The sequence below is a fragment of the Hymenobacter fodinae genome (assembly GCF_004745825.1).
GTDB classification, from domain to species: domain Bacteria; phylum Bacteroidota; class Bacteroidia; order Cytophagales; family Hymenobacteraceae; genus Hymenobacter; species Hymenobacter fodinae.
This window is the reverse complement of the sequence record NZ_SRLA01000002.1, coordinates 1,081,717-1,099,356: the sequence shown is the minus strand read 5'-3', so window position 1 is coordinate 1,099,356 and position 17,640 is coordinate 1,081,717. Positions and strand designations below refer to the sequence as shown.

Sequence of the window (17,640 nt, the reverse complement as noted above, 5' to 3'; positions counted from 1 at the left end):
CAGGTCTGTTTTGAGTGGTGCTTCAGGCTAGCTACTGGTCTCCATTTACTTCTGGCGTATCTTTGCGGCCCGCTGGCACTTTCTGTGTTAGCGGGCTGTTGTTTTCCTTCGCTTAGCATACTCACCTCATGGCAACCCGTCTCAATAAATACATCAGTGAAAGTGGCATCTGCTCCCGCCGGGAGGCCGACCGCCACATCGAGCAGGGCAACGTGTTCGTGAATGGCAAGCGCGCCACCATCGGCGACCAAGTAACCAGTAAAGACCGCGTAGTAGTAAACGGCAACCTCATTGAGCCCCGTGCTGAGGAAGATGCCGTGTACATTGCCTACAATAAGCCCCCGGGCATCATCACCACCACCGATACCGGCATCAAGGACAACATCATCCGGGCCATTAAGCACTCGGTGCGCATCTTCCCCATCGGCCGCCTCGACAAAGATTCGCAGGGCCTGATTCTGCTGACCAGCAACGGCGACATCGTCAACAAAATCCTGCGCGCCGGCAACAACCACGAGAAGGAGTACATCGTGATGGTAGACAAGCCCATCAACGAGCAGTTCATTGAGGCCATGGCCAACGGCGTGCCCCTGGGCGGAGTGATGACCAAGCCCTGCAAGGTGACCAAGGAGACGCCCTACATCTTCCGGATTATTCTGGTGCAGGGCCTTAACCGCCAGATTCGCCGCATGTGCGAGTACTTCGGCTATGAGGTGGTGCAGTTAGAGCGCATCCGCGTGATGAACATCAACGTGAAGGGCCTGGGCGTGGGCGAATGGCGTGAGCTGAAGGAAAAGGAGTTGAAAGTGCTATTTGAGATGATCAAAGACTCGGCTGGCACTGATGATGGCAGTGGCTCGCGCCGCCGCAAGCGCCCCTCTACCGCCGAGTTCTGGACCGAGCGACCCAGCCGTAAATCGTCGGCCCCGCTGCTTGGTGCGGCACCGGGCCAGGCCAAGCCGGCCGGCTCTTGGGTAGAGAAACCCGCCAGCAAACGGGCCGTGGGCCGTGCCGCTAAGAAGCCTACAGCCCCCGCTGCCGACTCTGATGGCTTTGAGTGGCCTACGGGTCCTGGTCGCCCTCCCGGACCAGCCACCGGCGTCCGCCCCGATGGTCCGGGCTTTGGCAGATCTAGCCGTCCGGCGGGCACTCGTGCGGCTGGCGCTACTGCTCGCCCCCGCGGCGGGGCGGCTGGCAAAGGGCCCAAAGGTCCGGCCGGCCCGCCCAAGGGCAAAGTTAGCACCCGCGGCACCCGCGGTGCCGGTCGCCCAGGCAAGCGTTCCTAGGTCATACCCCTCTACAATAGTGGGCCGCTCCAGTTAGGGCGGCCCATTTTTGTGTGTTTGCAGGGAGAGTATAAAGTCTAATTTTCGGCTCCTTCTGTTCTTATATCTCGTTTCCAAGCCAGAACGCTCAAGGAGGATAAACGCTCAATACGCTTCACCAAGCGCAATTACCAAGGAGAGAACAAGGCATGAACTAGTGTAAGAAAGTTGAAAGAAGTTGCAGAGTATAAAGTCTACTAAATGCGGTTTCTGACTTTCGCTTGCTCCTAAAACCCTGCATCCTTGTATCAGCCAATTCGGGACGCACTTGCCTAGGCCAGTAGCTACTGGTGCTGGGGCCGCAGAGAGGTACTCTGAGCGCCATAGTGTAATCCCCCGCATTGGTTAACTGTGATGCAAAAGACATCCAATGCCTTCGTAGCTGCTTCTTGGTTTGCCCTGCTCACGGGCATGGTGGCCTACATTGTGGGCCTCTGGAATGCTTCCATGCTACTTAACGAAAAAGGCTACTACCTCGCCGTGCTGCTGTACGGGCTCTTCGGTGCCGTATCACTGCAAAAGAGCGTGCGCGACCAGTTGGAGGGCGTGCCCGTGACGGGCATTTATTACGGGTTGTGCTGGTTTGCTACCCTCTCGGCGGTGCTACTACTGGCGGTAGGCCTCTGGAACGCCAAGCTGCTGCTGAGCGAGAAGGGCTTCTACGCCATGTCGTTTATGCTAGGCCTGTTTGGGGCTATTGCCGTGCAGAAAAACACCCGCGACAACCGCCGCCCCGAGTCTGCTATAACTGCCACTCCGCAGGAAGTGGCCTAGCGTTATCTACCCCTAGCCTCTCTTCCGGAGGGGCAGCAGGAAAGCCATGGCAGCACTTTAGTACCTTGCTGCCGATGAGTCAGACTGAAAAAGAGAAAATGCTGGCTGGTGAGCTGTACCAAGCCAACGACCCCGAGCTAGTAGCAGAACGCCTGCGCGCCAAAGAACTCTGTCACCGCTACAACCAAGAGCCGGTGCACCTCAACAAGCAGGGGCTGGCTGAGCTGCTCGGCTACGAAACGGATGCCCACCTGGAAGCGCCCTTACGCTGCGACTATGGCTACAACATTTGGCTGGGCCGCAACGTGTACGCTAACTACAACCTCACTATTCTGGACTGCGCGCCCGTCACGATTGGTGACAACGTGTTCATTGCGCCCAATGTGTTGCTGACTACGGCTGGGCACCCCGTGGAAGTAGGACCGCGCATTGCCGGGTGGGAGTTTGCCAAACCTATTACCATTGGCGACAGCGTGTGGCTGGGCGCGGGTGTGCTGGTGATGCCCGGCGTGACCATTGGGGCGGGTACCACTATCGGGGCCGGTAGCGTAGTAACGCGCGACATTCCGGCTGGCGTGGTGGCCGTGGGCAACCCATGCCGAGTCTTGCGCAACGTTTGAAGCAGCGTCCTTATAGAGAGGGTGCCGACGATACTACTTGCTGTCAGATGCGGTAGCAGACGGTGCCACGCGCACATATTCGCTGATAATGGGGCAACCGCCCGGCGTCATGAAGCGGAGCTCTCGGGCAGATAAGGTTGTGACATTATAGGTGCTATATACTAGCCGACCATCCGTATCCTTCATCTTTAATAACAGCTGTGGTTGGTTGGATGAGCCAGCGGCTGGACGCAACCGATACGTGTTGGTTTCTAAGACCCTGCTTTGCTCATAGAGGGTATAGGTACTGTCTGACCCGAATACCAGCCGGTTGTCGCTGCCCTTCGGCACTGGGCTCATTTCTCCCGTGATACCTCCGCCAATTACTGCCAACCGCCAGGTGCCAGTCAGAGTGGAGGGCTGGGCATCATCGGCGGTTGCGTGGCAGGCTTCTAGCCCTACTAGGCCTAGCAAGAGCAGCGGAGTAGTGCGTAAAACAGAGGGCATAACCAAGGATATAGAATAAGACCAGACAAGTTGTAGTAGCAGGAGCCTCTCTTTTGCGTGGGAGGTTGCATGCTATATCGGAAAGTCAGAGCACAAGCACCCGCCTCATTACTAGCTTATAAGCAAACAGACTATTTTTAGCGGGCAGGTTTCTGGTCGGACAGAATTATCGGCTGCAGCCGCCTCAAATCCGCTTCTCATGTATCTTGCAGCCCGCGGCGGAGCTTTGGCTGCCAGCGAATGGCTATTTTCAGCCTCTGTCTTACTCAGAAACCTAGAAACGACTTCCTCCCCACCCCATGATTCGCACCGACTGGACCCTCGACGAAGTAAAAGCTATTTATAACCTGCCCGTACTGGAGCTGGTAACCAAGGCCGCCGCCATTCATGCCGAAACCCAGGCCACCGGCGAAGTACAGGTGTGCACCCTGCTGAGCGTAAAAACCGGCGGCTGCCCTGAGGACTGCGCTTATTGCCCCCAGGCTGCCCGCTACCACACCGGTGTGCAGGCCCACAAGCTCCTCCCCGATGCCGAAGTACTGGCCGCAGCCCAGCGCGCCAAAGACGGCGGCAGCACCCGTTTCTGCATGGGTGCCGCGTGGCGCGAAATCCGTGACAACAAGGACTTCGACCGGGTGCTGGGCATGGTGGAGCAGGTAAATGGCCTCGGCCTGGAAGTATGCTGCACCTTGGGCATGCTGAACGAGTACCAGGCTGAGCGCCTCAAGCAGGCTGGCCTCTACGCCTACAACCACAACCTCGATACCAGCGCCGAGCACTACTCCGAAATCATCACCACCCGCACCTATGACGACCGCCTCAACACCCTGGAGCATGTGCGCAAGGCTGGCATTTCGGTGTGCTCGGGCGGCATCATCGGCCTGGGCGAGACGGATGAGGACCGCATTGCTATGCTGCACACCCTGGCTACCCTGCCCGCCCACCCCGAGAGTGTGCCCGTAAACGCTTTGGTGCCCGTGGAAGGCACGCCCCTGGCCGACCAGCCCCGCGTGAGCGTGTGGGAAATGCTGCGCATGATTGGCACGGCCCGCATTCTGATGCCTCACACCATGGTGCGCCTCTCGGCTGGCCGCCAGGAGATGCCCGTAACGGAGCAGGCCCTGTGCTTCCTGGCTGGTGCTAACTCCATCTTCTCCGGCGAGAAGCTGCTGACCACCCCCAACCCCGATTTCGACGCCGATAAGCAAATGTTTGCCCTGCTCGGCCTCACGCCCCGCAAGTCGTTCAAAGATGTACCCGAAGGCGCCATGGTGCTGGGCAAAGAGGTATTGGCTTAATCAAAAAAGGACTTACCTGCGGGATGCAGTGGCTGTTGTTGTAACAGCTTCTGCATCCCGCACTTTTACATTCCCCATGAATATTTCCTTCGATTTAAACTTAGATTACGCTTACGCCGAAGCCATCCGTCAGCAGCACGATGCGCTTTCCGCCCAGAAAATGATTACCGATCTGGAGGACACCATTGGCGCTGCCCTGAACGAAATCACGCAGCGCCATGGCATACTGCCTAGCATCGGCGACCGAGTGGAAATTGGCTCCGATTGGGTAGTTGTTAATGCCCGTAGCTTCAGCCAAGATGGCAGCGTGTGGCTGTCGGTGAAGCAATTGGAGGCCTAGCAGCCAAATAGCTGATTCGCGTTAATGGCTTCCCTTTCCCCACTCCATCAGCGTCTTGCGCAGCACCTTGCCCAGCGCGACGCTGATGGTACCCGGCGCCGGCTTTCTCTCTCCGGTACTGGCCTAGTCGATTTCAGCTCCAACGATTACCTAGGCTTGAGCCGACACCCGGCCGTGCAACAGGCACTGCAACAAGCTACCGCCGAAGCGGCGGGCAGTTCTGGCTCCCGTCTGCTCACCGGCAACTCCGAGGCGGCGGAAGCCCTGGAAACCCACTTGGCGGAGTTTCACGGCGCGGAAGCGGCCCTGCTGTTCAACTCCGGCTACACGGCCAACATGGGTTTCTTCAGCGCCGTACCGCGCCGCGGCGACACCATTCTGTACGACGAAGCCTCGCATGCCTCGGTGAAGGATGGAATTCGGGGCTCTTTTGCCAGCGCTTGGAGCTTCCGCCATAATGACCTGCAGGACTTGGAGCGGAAACTGGTGCGGGCCACGGGTGCTGTGTTTGTGGCTGTAGAAAGCTTATACTCCATGGACGGCGACATGGCCCCGCTGCGGAAGCTAGCGGGGCTGTGCCAGGCTCATGGAGCGTATTTGGTAGTCGATGAAGCCCACACCAACGGTCTTTACGGCCCCCGGGGAGAAGGCTTAGTAGCAGAACTAGGCCTAGAGGAGAGCGTCTTTGCCCGCATCCTCACCTTTGGAAAGGCTTTGGGTAGCCAGGGGGCCGCCATTGCCGGGGCCACCGTACTACGCGATTATCTACTGAATTTCAGTCGGCCATTTATCTACACCACGGCCCTTCCGCCCCTCACCATTACTGGCCTAGCGGCAGCCTACAAGTTGCTGCCCACCTTGGCCCAGGAACGGGAATATCTCTTTTCTCTTTCCGACTATCTGAAGGCGCAGTTGAACGCGCTACCTGGACTACGGGTGCCACACGAAAGCCACATAATCCATCCCGTTTTCTTTACCGAAAATCCAGGCCCGGCTTATGTGCGCGAGGTGGCCTCCCGTGCGCAAGCGGCGGGCTTCGATGTGCGCCCCATCGTGTCACCTACGGTACCAGTAGGTACCGAACGACTCCGGCTCATTGTGCACTCGTATAACACTGAGGCAGAAATTGACGGATTGGCGAGGGTGCTTACCGCTGGCATGCTACACTGACGCACAGCTATTCTACTTATTCCTGTAGACCTTTATTGCATGGCTGTATCAAGACGAACGTTTCTCAAGTCAGGCGTTGTGCTAGCTGCCGGTACCATGCTGCTCGATGCTTGCTTCCTAGAGCGCTTTTTCATCGAGGTAAATGAATTCACTATTACGGAGTCAATTGCTGGCACGCCCCACCTGCGGGTGATTCAGCTCTCTGATTTACACTTACGATCAATTAGTTATCAACTAACCAGGTTGACCAAAAAGATAAATGAGTTAAAACCTGACTTACTATGTATTACCGGCGACGCTATTGATAAAGCAGAGAACATTCAGTTATTAAATAGCTTTCTGCAACTACTACATCTTGATATACAGAAGGTTGCTATTCTGGGTAACTGGGAATATTGGGGCAAGGTTGATTTGGTTAACCTTGCTTCGATTTATGAAAGCAACAATTGCCGATTACTTATCAATCAAACGGCATTATACCGGTTCGGAAATAAAACTATTGCTGTCACTGGCTTAGATGATTACGTTGGTGGCCGACCAGATTTGCCTGCTGCCTTACAAACGCATACAAGCAGCGATTATCATATCATATTAAATCATTGCCCGGAATACACTGACATTATAACCGCGCAACTTGAGAAGGATAGAAAAGCAGATTTTATCTTGTCCGGACATACACACGGCGGGCAGATTAATCTATTCGGTTTTATTCCGTTTCTGCCTCAAGGCAGCGGAAAATATGTAAAGGGCTGGTATCAGGAAGATACAACCAAGCTGTATGTCTCTAAAGGAGTTGGCACCAGCTTGGTGCCCGTTAGGTTCGGAGCAAGAGCAGAAATAGCCCTATTCACGATGGCCGGATAAGACAGCTGTATGTAAACTGCTGTTCAGGGGCGTTTTGCTTGTTGTTTGAATAGCCATACTCACCTTTTTCTTTTTCATCTGCCAGCCGCAGCCAGGCGCGTGGTTGGTAGGTACCATATGTTAATCCTTTCTCCACTTGGAACGACTCTTCATCACCGGCATCGGCACGGATGTCGGCAAAACCTTTGTGTCAGCCATCATTACGGAAGCCCTGCAGGCCGACTACTGGAAGCCAGTGCAGGCAGGCCTAGAGCCAACTACTGATGCAGGCACCGTGCGCAGTTTGGTGCAAAATTCCGTTAGCCAGTTTTTCCCCGAGCGGTACCGCCTGCTTATGCCCGCCTCGCCGCACGCCGCTGCCGCTACGGAAGGCATCACCATTCAACTCCAAGACTTTGAGCTGCCAGCCACGCAAAACCACCTGCTGGTAGAAGGCGCCGGTGGCTTACTAGTACCGCTGGCGCCGGGGTTGTTGATAGCTGATTTGGTTCAGCACCTTGGCCTAGACGTGGTAGTAGTTTCGCGCAATTACCTAGGCAGCATCAACCACACCCTACTTACGCTGGAAGCCCTGAAAGCCCGCGGTATTCGCGTGCGGGGCCTCGTGTTCAACGGAGAGCCGACTCCCGCTACCGAAGATTTTATTCGTCAGCACACCGGCGTGCCCCTTATGCCCCGGGTACTACCCGAAGCCGAGGTAACGCCTGCAGTTGTAAGCCGATATGCTAATGAGTTTCGAGAGTGGTTCGGACTGTAAAGTAGCATAGCACTCTTGGCGCGCTACAGTAATCGGCTCTACTGCCTGAACCGTCGGCGCCCCGGTCGGTTGTAGCTTTGCACCGGCCAGCTCATCTTGGCCCCACCCGCAATGTCTCAACCCACTTCCCTCGCCCAACGGGACCACGCCGTACTGTGGCACCCCTACACCCAAATGCAAACTGCCCCGCTGCCCGTGCCCATTGTGCGCGGTGAGGGCAGTTGGCTTATTGCCGAAGACGGCACCCGCTACCTCGACGGAATTTCCTCGTGGTGGGTAAACCTGCACGGCCACGCTAACGCCCACATTGCCCGGCGCGTGAGCGAGCAGCTGCATACCCTGGAGCACGTATTGTTTGCCGGTTTCACGCACCCGGCCGCCGTGGAGCTGGCCGAGCAGCTACTGGAAATTCTACCCTCAAATCAAGCCCGCGTATTTTACTCCGACAATGGTTCCACGGCCGTGGAAGTGGCCCTGAAGATGGTGCTGCAGTACTTCCACAACCTGGGCCAACCGGAGCGCCGCACCTTCATCTGCTTCCGCAACTCCTACCACGGCGACACCTTCGGGGCTATGGCTGTGAGCAGCCGGGGGGCCTTCACCCAGCCCTTTTGGCCCCTGCTATTTCAGGTAGAGTTTATTGACGTGCCCACACCAGGTCGTGAGGCAGAAGTGCTAGGCCAGTTGGATGCGCTCATCGGCCGTCCCGATGTGGCGGGTTTCATCTTCGAGCCGCTGATGCTGGGCACGGCGGGCATGGTCACCTACTCGGCCGAAGTGCTGGATGAGATGATCCGGCGCTGCCATCAGTACGGAGTGCTGTGCATTGCCGACGAGGTGATGACCGGCTTCGGGCGCCTAGGCCACCTCTTTGCCTGCGACTACCTCACGGAGCAGCCCGACATCATGTGCTTCTCCAAGGGCCTGACCGGCGGTACCATGGCCATGGGCCTGACCACCTGCGCGGCGCCTATTTACGAGGCATTCCTGAGCAGTGAGCTGATGAAGGCCCTGTTCCATGGCCACTCCTACACTGCCAACCCAGTAGCCTGCGCCGCTGCCCTGGCCAGCCTGGAGCTTACTCGTGCCCCTGAGTGCACCGATCAGCGGGCCCGAATTGCGGCGGCTCACGCGGCTTTCCGGCAAGAGATGGAGCATCAGCCCGGCATTCGGGAGGTGCGCCACCTGGGCACCGTACTAGCCGTGGAGTATGATCCCGGCGAGGATACCAGCTACTTCAGCCGCCTCCGCGACGGGTTCTACCAGCTCTCCCTGGAGCACCACGTGGTGCTGCGCCCCTTGGGCAACGTGGTCTACCTGCTGCCTCCCTACTGCACCACCGATGAAGAGCTAGGCCTCCTTTACACCGTGCTGCGCCGCATGCGGGAGCTGGTGCTGAACTTTGCCCCTGCCCCTTCCCTGCCCGAATACCTGCATGACTAATTCTATTTCGCCCCAGGAGCTACTCGTCATCCGGGGGCGCGGACGAGTGTCGGCGCTAGGCCAGTCATTGACGGCACTCGGTACTGCTTCTCCCTTCACTGCCCGCCAGACGGGCCAGCACGTCCTGCCGGTTGCGGCTCTCCCGGCTGCCGCTGAAGAGGCTCTGCAGGAACTGCGCCGGAGCCAACCCGCCTACCGCCAACTCGACCGCACCGTGCTGCTAGGCCTACTGGCGGCCCGGCAAGCCGCTGACGCCGCCGGTTGGGGCACCCCTAGGCCAGTAGGAACGGAACAAAGTGCGTTTGAAATCAGCGTGAGCATGGGTAGCAGCCGAGGCGCTACGGGCCGGCTGGAAGAGTTTCACACGGAATTTCTACGGGAAGGCACGGTGCCGGTAGCTGCTTCACCACTTACTACGCTGGGCAACGTGGCTAGCTGGGTGGCCTACGATGCCGGCAGCACCGGTGGCGCGAGCCTGAGCCATTCCAGCACGTGTAGCAGCGCCTTCCAAGCCTTGGGTAACGCCGCGGCCTGGCTGCGGGCAGGTATGGCTACGCGGTTTCTGGCCGGCGGTACTGAGGCCCCACTCACCGATTTCACGCTGGCCCAGATGCAGGCTATCGGCATCTATTCTCCCTTTGCTGCCGCTGAGTTTCCGTGCCGGCCGGGGGCTGGTAAGCCGTCTACTTTTGTGCTGGGCGAAGGTGCTGCCGTGTTTGCTCTGGAGAAAGTATCAGCCGCCAGCCTAACCGAGCAGCCCCGCCAGCCGGTAGAGGTGCTAGAAGCCGTGGGCTTTGGGTTCGAAGCCATCGGTAGCAAAACTGGCCTGTCCGCTGACGGCCAGCATTTCCAACAGGCTATGCGTAGTGCCCTAGGCCAGTCGGGTTGTGGGTTGGCCGATGTGGATGCGGTGGTGCTGCACAGCCCCGGCACCCCAGCCGGCGACGCGGCCGAGCGGGCCGCTTTGCGGGCGGTATTCGGGGAGGCGCTGCCCTTACTGCTTTCCAATAAGTGGCTGATTGGGCACACCCTCGGCGCTTCGGCAGCGCTGAGTCTCGACTTTGCCCTGCACGTACTAGAAACCCAGCAGTGGCCTACGCCTCCTTTCCCTACTGATTTAGCCCCATTTCCGAGTGCTAGGCCACTGCGCCGCATCTTGGTGAATGCCGCCGGGTTTGGGGGTAATGCGGCCAGCGCAATTGTGTCGTTGCAGTAACCACATTGCCATTTTGCACAGTTGTGGTGCAGTTTATTAGCAGATTATTGAAAGAAATACGAATAAACGGTGCGTATTTACAGCTTCAACTGCTTTCACACCTGTAGTATCCGCAACGGTTGACGCTAATCTGCGTCTGTATACCGTTTCCATTTCCTTCGTCTCTGCATGCGCCGTTTTACCCCGCTCTTGCTCACGCTAGGCCTCTCGGCTTCGGCTTTCGCCCAAAACCAACCAAGCACCTCTCCCGACCCCCTCATCACCAAAATGGTGCAGGATATTTCGGAAAAGAATCTGCGCTCTGATATTGATAAGCTGGTAAGCTTCGGCACGCGCCACACGCTCTCCGACACCAAAAGCAAAAAGCGCGGTATTGGGGCCTCTCGTAACTGGGTGGAAGACGAGTTCAGGAAGTACAGCAAAGCCAGCGGGGGCCGCCTGAAAGTAGAGCAAGATACCTTCACCATTAAGCCCGATGGCCGCCGCATCAACCGGCCCGTGGTAATGGCCAACGTGATGGCCACCCTGCCCGGCACCGACCCTACTGATAAGCGGGTATTCATCGTGAGCGGCCACATCGACTCCCGCGTTTCGGATGTGATGAATGCCACCGCCGATGCGCCCGGCGCCAACGACGATGGCTCGGGTACCGTGGCCGTAATGGAGCTGGCTCGCGTGATGTCGCAACAGCAGTACCCGGCCACTATCATCTTTGTGGCGGTGCAGGGCGAAGAGCAGGGCCTTTATGGCTCTACCCACTTGGCCAAGCGGGCGAAGGCCGAAGGCTGGAACCTGGTAGCCATGCTCAACAACGACATCATGGGTAACTCCTCGGGCCACGACCCCGAGATAAAAGATGATAAGCGCCTGCGCGTATTCAGTGAGGGCGTGCCTGCCACAGAAACCGCCGACGAAGCCCGCGTCCGCCGCACGCTGTCGTCTGAAAACGACTCCCCTTCTCGCCAGCTGGCCCGCTACACCCGCTTGGCTTGCAAGCAGTATGTGCCCAATCACGAGGTGGTGCTAGAGTATCGCCCCGACCGCTTCCTGCGCGGTGGCGACCATACGCCCTTCAACCAGCAGGGCTTCACGGCGGTGCGCTTCTCCGAAATGAACGAAGACTTCCGGCACCAGCACCAGGATTTGCGCACTGAAAACGGGACCGAGTACGGCGACTACGCCAAGTTCATGGACTTTGCCTACCTGCGCAAAAACACCGGTGTTAACCTGGCTACACTGGCTAGCTTGGCCTTGGCCCCCGCCGCCCCCGAGAACGTGGGCGTGCTCACCGCTGAACTCACCAACCGCACCCAACTAAAATGGGATGCCCCCAAAGCCGGCGAGAAGCCCGCTGGCTACTATGTGCTGATGCGCGAAACCAGCGCGCCCGAGTGGCAGCAGAAGTTCTTCGTAACCGATACCAAAGCTGATCTGCCTCACAGCAAAGACAACTATATCTTCGGTGTGGTATCGGTAGATGCCGAAGGCCACGAGAGCTTGCCAGTGATACCGAAGCCGGTGCGCTAAGCCTCATCGTTTTCTTTAGCCATCCTAAGCAACTAGCCAGCACTAGGCCAGTTGTTTAGGATGGCTTTTTAGTGCAGTGTGAAGGCTTTACCCTGCCACCAGAGGAGCTTACTCAATCCGCACTAGTAGAAAATGTACTTTTTCGGTACTATTGGTAAACTTCTATCTTACTCTCCCACTCGCGCTTTATATGAAAAGATGTACCCTCCTAATGTTATTCTTGCTCGTTGCGTTGGGTCCGGTTGCCCTGGCCCAGTCGGCGTATAAAGTCCCGGTGGGCTACACCCTACAGCGACCTGAAGATTATGCCGACTATAGCAAAGAAGTGGTAGCAACCGTCGATTGGCTGGAGAAAACACCTAGCACCCAGGAGACAGAGAAGCGAAAAGAAGCCAACCGTTTTCTCTTCCAGTGGATTAGCGGCACCCCCGACGTATCGGTACAGATGCAGAAGTACGTAGCCGACCTTACGGCGCAGGACCCAGACTTGCTTTTACTGTTTATGGGCGGCTGGGCCCGCTATCAGATTCAACACCCAGAAATAAAGGACCCCGTGGTGTTGAATACGGAGGGTATAAAAACGGTGCTAAAAGCCTACCAAACCAACGGCACTAAGCGCAATAAGCACCTCGACTCTCTGGTTGAGCTTAATGCCAAGGGTACCCTTACGGCGTGGGTGAAGAAGCAGCTGGCTAGCTAGGCCCTTGCCAAAGGAATAGAAAATTTCTCATAGCAGGCGCTGGAGTTTAAATTATAAACCCCTTACTTGCGGCCGCAAAACCACAGCTCATGTCTGTGGAACACCTACACTTCTTCCTCGCTGATGTCAGCTACTACCATTTCATTTTACACTTCTACGCCACAGGCTGCTGCCGGTGTGATGGAGGTGTGCGTGATGATGGGGAAGAAGTGTAAGCAGGTGGCTGGCCTAAACGCCGGCCTGCTGATGATCAAGAAATCGAAGAAACGCAACCCGACCTGACCGTCGCAATCGTTCGTCGTACCTCTACCACTGAACTCTCAAGCGCCGGTCCTCCCAGGGTCGGCGCTTTTTTTCGCCCTTTACTGCATCGGCCGCAACCTGCGGCCCCCATTTACGCCTCTTCATCTCCAGTTTTTCACCGTTTATGAAAGTTCTAAAGTTTGGCGGCACGTCCGTCGGGTCAGCGCAGCGGATGCGCGAAGTAGCTGAGCTGATTCACGCGCCCCATTTGCAGCGTCGCATCGTGGTACTATCGGCCATGTCGGGCACTACCAACGCCCTGGTGGAAATAGCTGGCCTACTGTATGCTGGTAACGTAGCGGGTGCCACCGCCAACGTGGAGACTCTGCGTCAGCGCTACCACGCCGTAGCCGAGGAGTTGCTGCCCGAACCGGCCGTAGCCGCCGAAGCCATTGAACAGCTTGGCCACCGCTTTCAAGCCATTCTCGACCTGACTTCGGCGCCCCTTTCTGCCGATGGAGAGCGGGTAATTCTGGCCCAAGGGGAGCTGCTGAGCACCCTGCTGGTGCACCGCTACGTTACGCGCATTCTCGGCCGCCCCGCCGTGCTGCTGCCCGCTTTAGACTTCATGCGCCTCGATGCCGACGATGAGCCTGACGCGGCTTATATCCGGGAACATCTGGCCGCCACGCTGGCCCCACACGCCGCGGAGCAGTTGTTTATCACGCAGGGCTACATCTGCCGCAGCGCTCAAGGCCTGATTGATAACCTGAAGCGCGGGGGTTCCGACTACTCTGCCTCCCTGATTGGGGCCGCGGCCGATGCGGAAGAAATTCAAATCTGGACCGACATTGACGGCCTACACAACAACGACCCGCGCGTGGTGCAGGGCACCTACCCCATCCGGGAGCTGTCGTTTGATGAAGCGGCGGAGCTGGCCTACTTCGGGGCGAAGATTCTGCACCCCAGCTCGGTGCTGCCAGCCCGCCAGCACGGCATTCCGGTGCGCCTGCTCAACACTATGCAGCCCGAGGCCCCCGGCACCCTGATTTCGGCTAAAACCGGGTCAGAAGCCATTAAGGCCGTGGCCGCAAAAGATGGGATTACGGCCATCAACGTGAAATCGAGCCGGATGCTGCTGGCCCACGGTTTCCTGCGCACCATCTTCGAGGTATTCGAGCGTTACCGCACGTCCATCGACATGATTACGACTTCAGAAGTAGCCGTGTCGCTGACCATCGACGATGCCTCGCGTCTGCCCATGATCCTGGACGAGTTGCAGCGGTTTGCCTCGGTGGAAGTAGATGAGAACCAGACCATCATTTGTTTGGTTGGCAACCTGGAGCAGGATGCCCATGGCGCAGCTAACCAGGCATTTGCCGCCCTCAAGGACATTGCCGTGCGCATGATCAGCTACGGCGGCTCGCCCAACAACATCAGCATTCTGGTGCATACCAACGATAAAACCCGCGCCCTCCAGGCGCTCAATGCCGGTCTTTTCCAGCGGTAATTCTTCATTCCGATGTCCTTTCAACTTCCGGCGGAGTTCAACTCTCAGCCGACGCCCTTTTACTACTACGACCTAGCCCTGCTAGATCAAACGCTGGCCGCTCTAACGGCCGCAGCCCGACCGGGCAATTTTCAGGTGCATTATGCGCTTAAGGCCAACTCTAACCTGCCCATTCTGCAGCGCATTCAGCAGGCTGGCCTAGGCGCCGACTGCGTAAGCGGCGGCGAAGTGCAGCGCGCCCTAGAAGCCGGCTTTGCGCCCGACCACGTGGTGTTTGCGGGCGTGGGTAAGTCTGACGCCGAAATCAACCGGGCCCTGGCCGCCGATATCTTCTGCTTCAACGCAGAGTCGGTGCCGGAGCTGCAGGTGCTGAACGAGTTGGCCGCAGCCCAAGGCCGGAAGGCGCGGGTGGCGCTGCGCATCAACCCCAACGTAGATGCCCACACTCACGCTTACATTACCACTGGCCTAGAAGCCAATAAGTTCGGCATCAGCCTGTCGGATCTGGCGGGCGTGGTAGATGGATTGGACAGCCTGCCTAACGTGGAGCTCATTGGGCTGCACGCCCACATCGGCTCCCAGATTACGGAGCTGCACGTATTTGCCAACCTCAGCCGCAAGCTCAATGAGTTGCAAACCTGGCTCGAAGACCGCGGCCACCAGTTGCCCCACCTCAACGTGGGCGGTGGCCTAGGCATCGACTACCAGCACCCCGACACCAACCCGATTCCGGATTTCAAGGCGTACTTCGGCATGTTTGAGCAGCACCTAGTGCGCCGCCCCGGCCAACAGGTGCACGTGGAGCTGGGCCGCGCCGTGGTGGCGCAAGCCGGTACGCTAGTGAGCCGCGTGCTGTACGTGAAGGAAAGTCAGCAGACGCGCTTCGCCATTCTGGATGCGGGCATGACGGAGCTGATTCGTCCGGCGCTCTACGGCAGCCACCACCACATCGAAAACATCAGCAGCCAGCTCCCGGCCCTGGCCTACGACGTGGTAGGCCCCATCTGTGAGTCGTCGGATACCTTCGCCAAAGCCGTGCAGCTCGCTGAAACCCGCCGCGGCGACCTAGTTGCCATTCGCTCCGCTGGGGCCTATGGCGAGGTAATGTCGTCGAACTACAACCTTCGCGAGAAAGCTGAAGCACTCTATCGGTGAATGAGTAATTGAGTGAAGTGGCCTAGATAGGCGGGTATGGCGATTAGAGCAAAGCATCTACAAGCCAGCGCGGCTCTCTTTTCTACTCGCAAACCTCACATTTGATTTACTAAAAAGCCCTTACATCCACTGTAGATGTAAGGGCTTTTTAGCTTAGCTAGAAGCTTAGCAAGTTGAATTACGCATTCGGCGGAAATTGTGGCGCGTAGCCTCTGACTTCAACGAACGATCTAGGCCACTTCACTCATTCACCAAAGCTTTGCTACCACAGCACTGTCCACTTGCCGAGCTTCTCCTGCTGCTTGAAGTAGCGCAGCATCCACTGGCGCTCGGGTTTTATCTCGCCTTTCACGAGCATGACGGGCTGTTGTAGTAGCAGGCTGCCTAACAAGGGTTCCTGTTTGGGGTCGTCGAGGTAGAGCAGATAGCGGTGCCAGGTATCGTTGGGCTCGAACTGGGTTTCGCGGTTGAGGCTGGAGTTACCATCGTTGAGCGAAACAGGCAGCTGGCCTAGCTCAAACGCCAGAGAGGGCAGCAATTCGTTGTACACCAATACTCGCCGGTTCTGGAGATGCTTGTCGCGGATGAATTGAGCGAGGGGGCGGCTGCCATTGAAGGCCAGCTCGTTTTGCTGCATAATGGGCTTGGCCGTAAGCAGCAGGGTAACCGTGAACAGAGCTGTGGCTAATAGTAAGCGCGGAGCAATCCGCACTTGATTCCAGAGCGTGAGCAGCAGCACCATCACTACCACGCCCGCCGCCGGGTACGCCGCCGTATAGGGCCGAACTTCTATGCCTAACGGGAATACTGCACTGAAAACGGGAAGCATGCAGAGCAGGCCTAGCAGCAAGCCATAGAAAGCCAGGATGCTCACGTACCAGCGGTGCAAGGCGGCCTCGGTGCAGCGGCCCAGGTAATACACCGTGAGCAGTACCACGCCGGGGAACACCGGCAACACGTAAAGCAGCAGCTTCGATTTAGAAAGCGAGAAGAATACCAGCGGCACCACTACCCAAAAAATAAGCACGTTGCGCCATTGCCGCGGCACCGAGTTCCAGGGCGTCTGGAAGGCCCGCACAATGAGCGCTACCGCCCAGGGCAAGCTAGTGGCCGGGGCCAGCACCAGGTAGAACCACCACGGCTTGGCCCGATTAAACGTGGCCGCGTTGGCAAAGCGCTCTACGGTGTGCTCATACAGGAAATAGCGGATGAAGGCCGGATCCTCGGCAATCAGATACAGATACCAGCTTAATCCTACCAGCACAAACAGCCCAAAGCCCAGCCAATGGTGCACGGTGAGAGGCCGCTTATGCTGGCCCTGTTTTACGTAAAAACCTAGCACTGCCATCAGTGGCAGCACAAACCCCACGGGACCTTTAGTGAGAAACGCCAGCCCTAGGCCTATCCAGAACAGGTAGAGCCACCGCGCGCCGCCCCGGTAGTAGTAGCGCAGAATACCGTAGGCCGCTGCTAGCTCCAAGGTCGCCAGGTAAGCGTCGGTGGTGACATTGAGGGCCGAAATTAGCACCACCGGCAAGGTGCCGTAGATGACGGCCGCCGCTAAGGCCCGGGCGCGGTCTTGCTGGAATAGCAAGAGGCCTAGGCCATACATGAGCACCACTTGCAACAGCACGGCCAGCACCGGCAGTAGGCGCACGCCAACGGTATTCTCGCCAAACAGGCCTAGCCCGGCTGCCGTGAGCCAGTAGGTGAGTGGGGGCTTGTGGAAGTGCTGAATACCCAGCAGGCGCGGGTGTAACCAGTCTTGGCCCGTGAGCATCTCGCGACCAATTTCAGAGTAGCGGGCCTCGCTGCTTTCCAACGGCCCCCAACTGCCTAGCTGCACTGCAAAAGCGGCCCCCAGTACCAACAGAAACAGCCAGAGCCAGCGACGGGAGGTGATAGGGAAAGGCATAGCAGCGGACGTTGGCAAGTGAACAGGAAACGGCGGCGAAGTTAGCCAGAAAGCGCTAGGCCAGTAACTGGCTATTTATGCAGACAACCAAAACGTGTTACACAGAGTGTGGCTGTCCTGTCGAGCTTGTCGAGACATCTCGCGTGGCGTCATTGAACCTCATACCCCGGCCCCCCTTCCATGGGGAGAGGGGTAGTTATTATCATGGCAACGTCAGCACGCGAGATGTCTCGACAAGCTCGACATGACGTCCAGGTGGTGCCATTCTAGGCCAGGACCCAGCTTCCTCACGTTGTT

At 57.8% G+C, this 17,640-nt stretch carries 17 protein-coding genes; 15 read left to right on the top strand and 2 right to left on the bottom strand.

Translation table 11 applies throughout. The features are described 5' to 3' along the window. Positions 1 to 128: 128 nt before the first annotated feature. The 3 genes from rluF to EU556_RS11945 all read left to right on the top strand — a co-directional run bounded on the left by rluF (position 129) and on the right by EU556_RS11945 (position 2,719). Positions 129 to 1,286, top strand: a complete 1,158-nt coding sequence (gene rluF, locus EU556_RS11955; protein WP_135434333.1) for a 23S rRNA pseudouridine(2604) synthase RluF — start codon at positions 129 to 131, stop codon at positions 1,284 to 1,286. Between the two features lie 393 nt (positions 1,287 to 1,679). Next, positions 1,680 to 2,099, top strand: coding sequence for an inner membrane protein YiaA (yiaA, locus tag EU556_RS11950; RefSeq protein WP_135434332.1), 420 nt, complete (start codon positions 1,680 to 1,682; stop codon positions 2,097 to 2,099). Between the two features lie 74 nt (positions 2,100 to 2,173). Next, positions 2,174 to 2,719 (top strand): sugar O-acetyltransferase, encoded by a 546-nt coding sequence (locus EU556_RS11945; protein WP_135434331.1) that lies wholly within the window; start codon positions 2,174 to 2,176, stop codon positions 2,717 to 2,719. Positions 2,720 to 2,752: 33 nt separating this feature from the next. Here the strand turns inward: EU556_RS11945 and EU556_RS11940 are convergent, their stop codons facing one another. Continuing rightward, positions 2,753 to 3,205, bottom strand: coding sequence for a hypothetical protein (locus tag EU556_RS11940; protein ID WP_135434330.1), 453 nt, complete (start codon positions 3,203 to 3,205; stop codon positions 2,753 to 2,755). 299 nt (positions 3,206 to 3,504) lie between these two features. On the opposite strand from EU556_RS11940, the gene bioB reads away from it, so the two are divergent. From bioB to lysA, 12 genes are all read left to right on the top strand, one after another. Then, positions 3,505 to 4,503: a biotin synthase BioB gene (gene bioB, locus EU556_RS11935; protein ID WP_135434329.1), complete on the top strand. Its 999-nt coding sequence runs from the start codon at positions 3,505 to 3,507 to the stop codon at positions 4,501 to 4,503. A gap of 76 nt (positions 4,504 to 4,579) precedes the next feature. Continuing rightward, positions 4,580 to 4,843, top strand: a complete 264-nt coding sequence (locus EU556_RS11930; RefSeq protein WP_135434328.1) for a hypothetical protein — start codon at positions 4,580 to 4,582, stop codon at positions 4,841 to 4,843. A gap of 24 nt (positions 4,844 to 4,867) precedes the next feature. Then, a complete protein-coding gene (locus EU556_RS11925; protein WP_135434327.1) occupies positions 4,868 to 6,013 on the top strand; it encodes an aminotransferase class I/II-fold pyridoxal phosphate-dependent enzyme in 1,146 nt (381 codons plus the stop codon). A 96-nt stretch (positions 6,014 to 6,109) separates the two neighbouring features. Then, on the top strand, positions 6,110 to 6,877 hold the full coding sequence (locus EU556_RS11920; protein ID WP_135434326.1) for a metallophosphoesterase: 768 nt from the start codon (positions 6,110 to 6,112) through the stop codon (positions 6,875 to 6,877). 136 nt (positions 6,878 to 7,013) lie between these two features. After that, on the top strand, positions 7,014 to 7,634 hold the full coding sequence (gene bioD / locus EU556_RS11915; RefSeq protein ID WP_135434325.1) for a dethiobiotin synthase: 621 nt from the start codon (positions 7,014 to 7,016) through the stop codon (positions 7,632 to 7,634). A 111-nt stretch (positions 7,635 to 7,745) separates the two neighbouring features. Beyond that, positions 7,746 to 9,077 (top strand): adenosylmethionine--8-amino-7-oxononanoate transaminase, encoded by a 1,332-nt coding sequence (gene bioA / locus EU556_RS11910; protein WP_135434324.1) that lies wholly within the window; start codon positions 7,746 to 7,748, stop codon positions 9,075 to 9,077. Continuing rightward, positions 9,070 to 10,293 (top strand): beta-ketoacyl synthase N-terminal-like domain-containing protein, encoded by a 1,224-nt coding sequence (locus EU556_RS11905; RefSeq protein ID WP_135434323.1) that lies wholly within the window; start codon positions 9,070 to 9,072, stop codon positions 10,291 to 10,293. The genes bioA and EU556_RS11905 overlap by 8 nt, the downstream gene beginning before the upstream one ends. A gap of 168 nt (positions 10,294 to 10,461) precedes the next feature. Next, the gene (locus tag EU556_RS11900; RefSeq protein ID WP_135434322.1) at positions 10,462 to 11,820 is read left to right on the top strand and encodes a M28 family metallopeptidase; all 1,359 of its coding nucleotides are present in this window, start codon (positions 10,462 to 10,464) and stop codon (positions 11,818 to 11,820) included. Between the two features lie 211 nt (positions 11,821 to 12,031). Beyond that, a complete protein-coding gene (locus EU556_RS11895) occupies positions 12,032 to 12,520 on the top strand; it encodes a hypothetical protein (RefSeq protein WP_135434321.1) in 489 nt (162 codons plus the stop codon). Between the two features lie 123 nt (positions 12,521 to 12,643). After that, positions 12,644 to 12,802: a hypothetical protein gene (locus EU556_RS26055; RefSeq protein WP_167855555.1), complete on the top strand. Its 159-nt coding sequence runs from the start codon at positions 12,644 to 12,646 to the stop codon at positions 12,800 to 12,802. Positions 12,803 to 12,947: 145 nt separating this feature from the next. Then, entirely contained in the window at positions 12,948 to 14,273 is a 1,326-nt protein-coding gene (locus EU556_RS11890; RefSeq protein ID WP_135434320.1) for an aspartate kinase, read from the top strand. A 12-nt stretch (positions 14,274 to 14,285) separates the two neighbouring features. Continuing rightward, a complete protein-coding gene (lysA, locus tag EU556_RS11885; protein WP_135434319.1) occupies positions 14,286 to 15,428 on the top strand; it encodes a diaminopimelate decarboxylase in 1,143 nt (380 codons plus the stop codon). 262 nt (positions 15,429 to 15,690) lie between these two features. Here lysA and EU556_RS11880 read toward each other — a convergent pair whose 3' ends face one another. Beyond that, positions 15,691 to 17,343, bottom strand: a complete 1,653-nt coding sequence (locus tag EU556_RS11880; RefSeq protein ID WP_135434318.1) for an ArnT family glycosyltransferase — start codon at positions 17,341 to 17,343, stop codon at positions 15,691 to 15,693. Between the last annotated feature and the right edge of the window lie 297 nt (positions 17,344 to 17,640).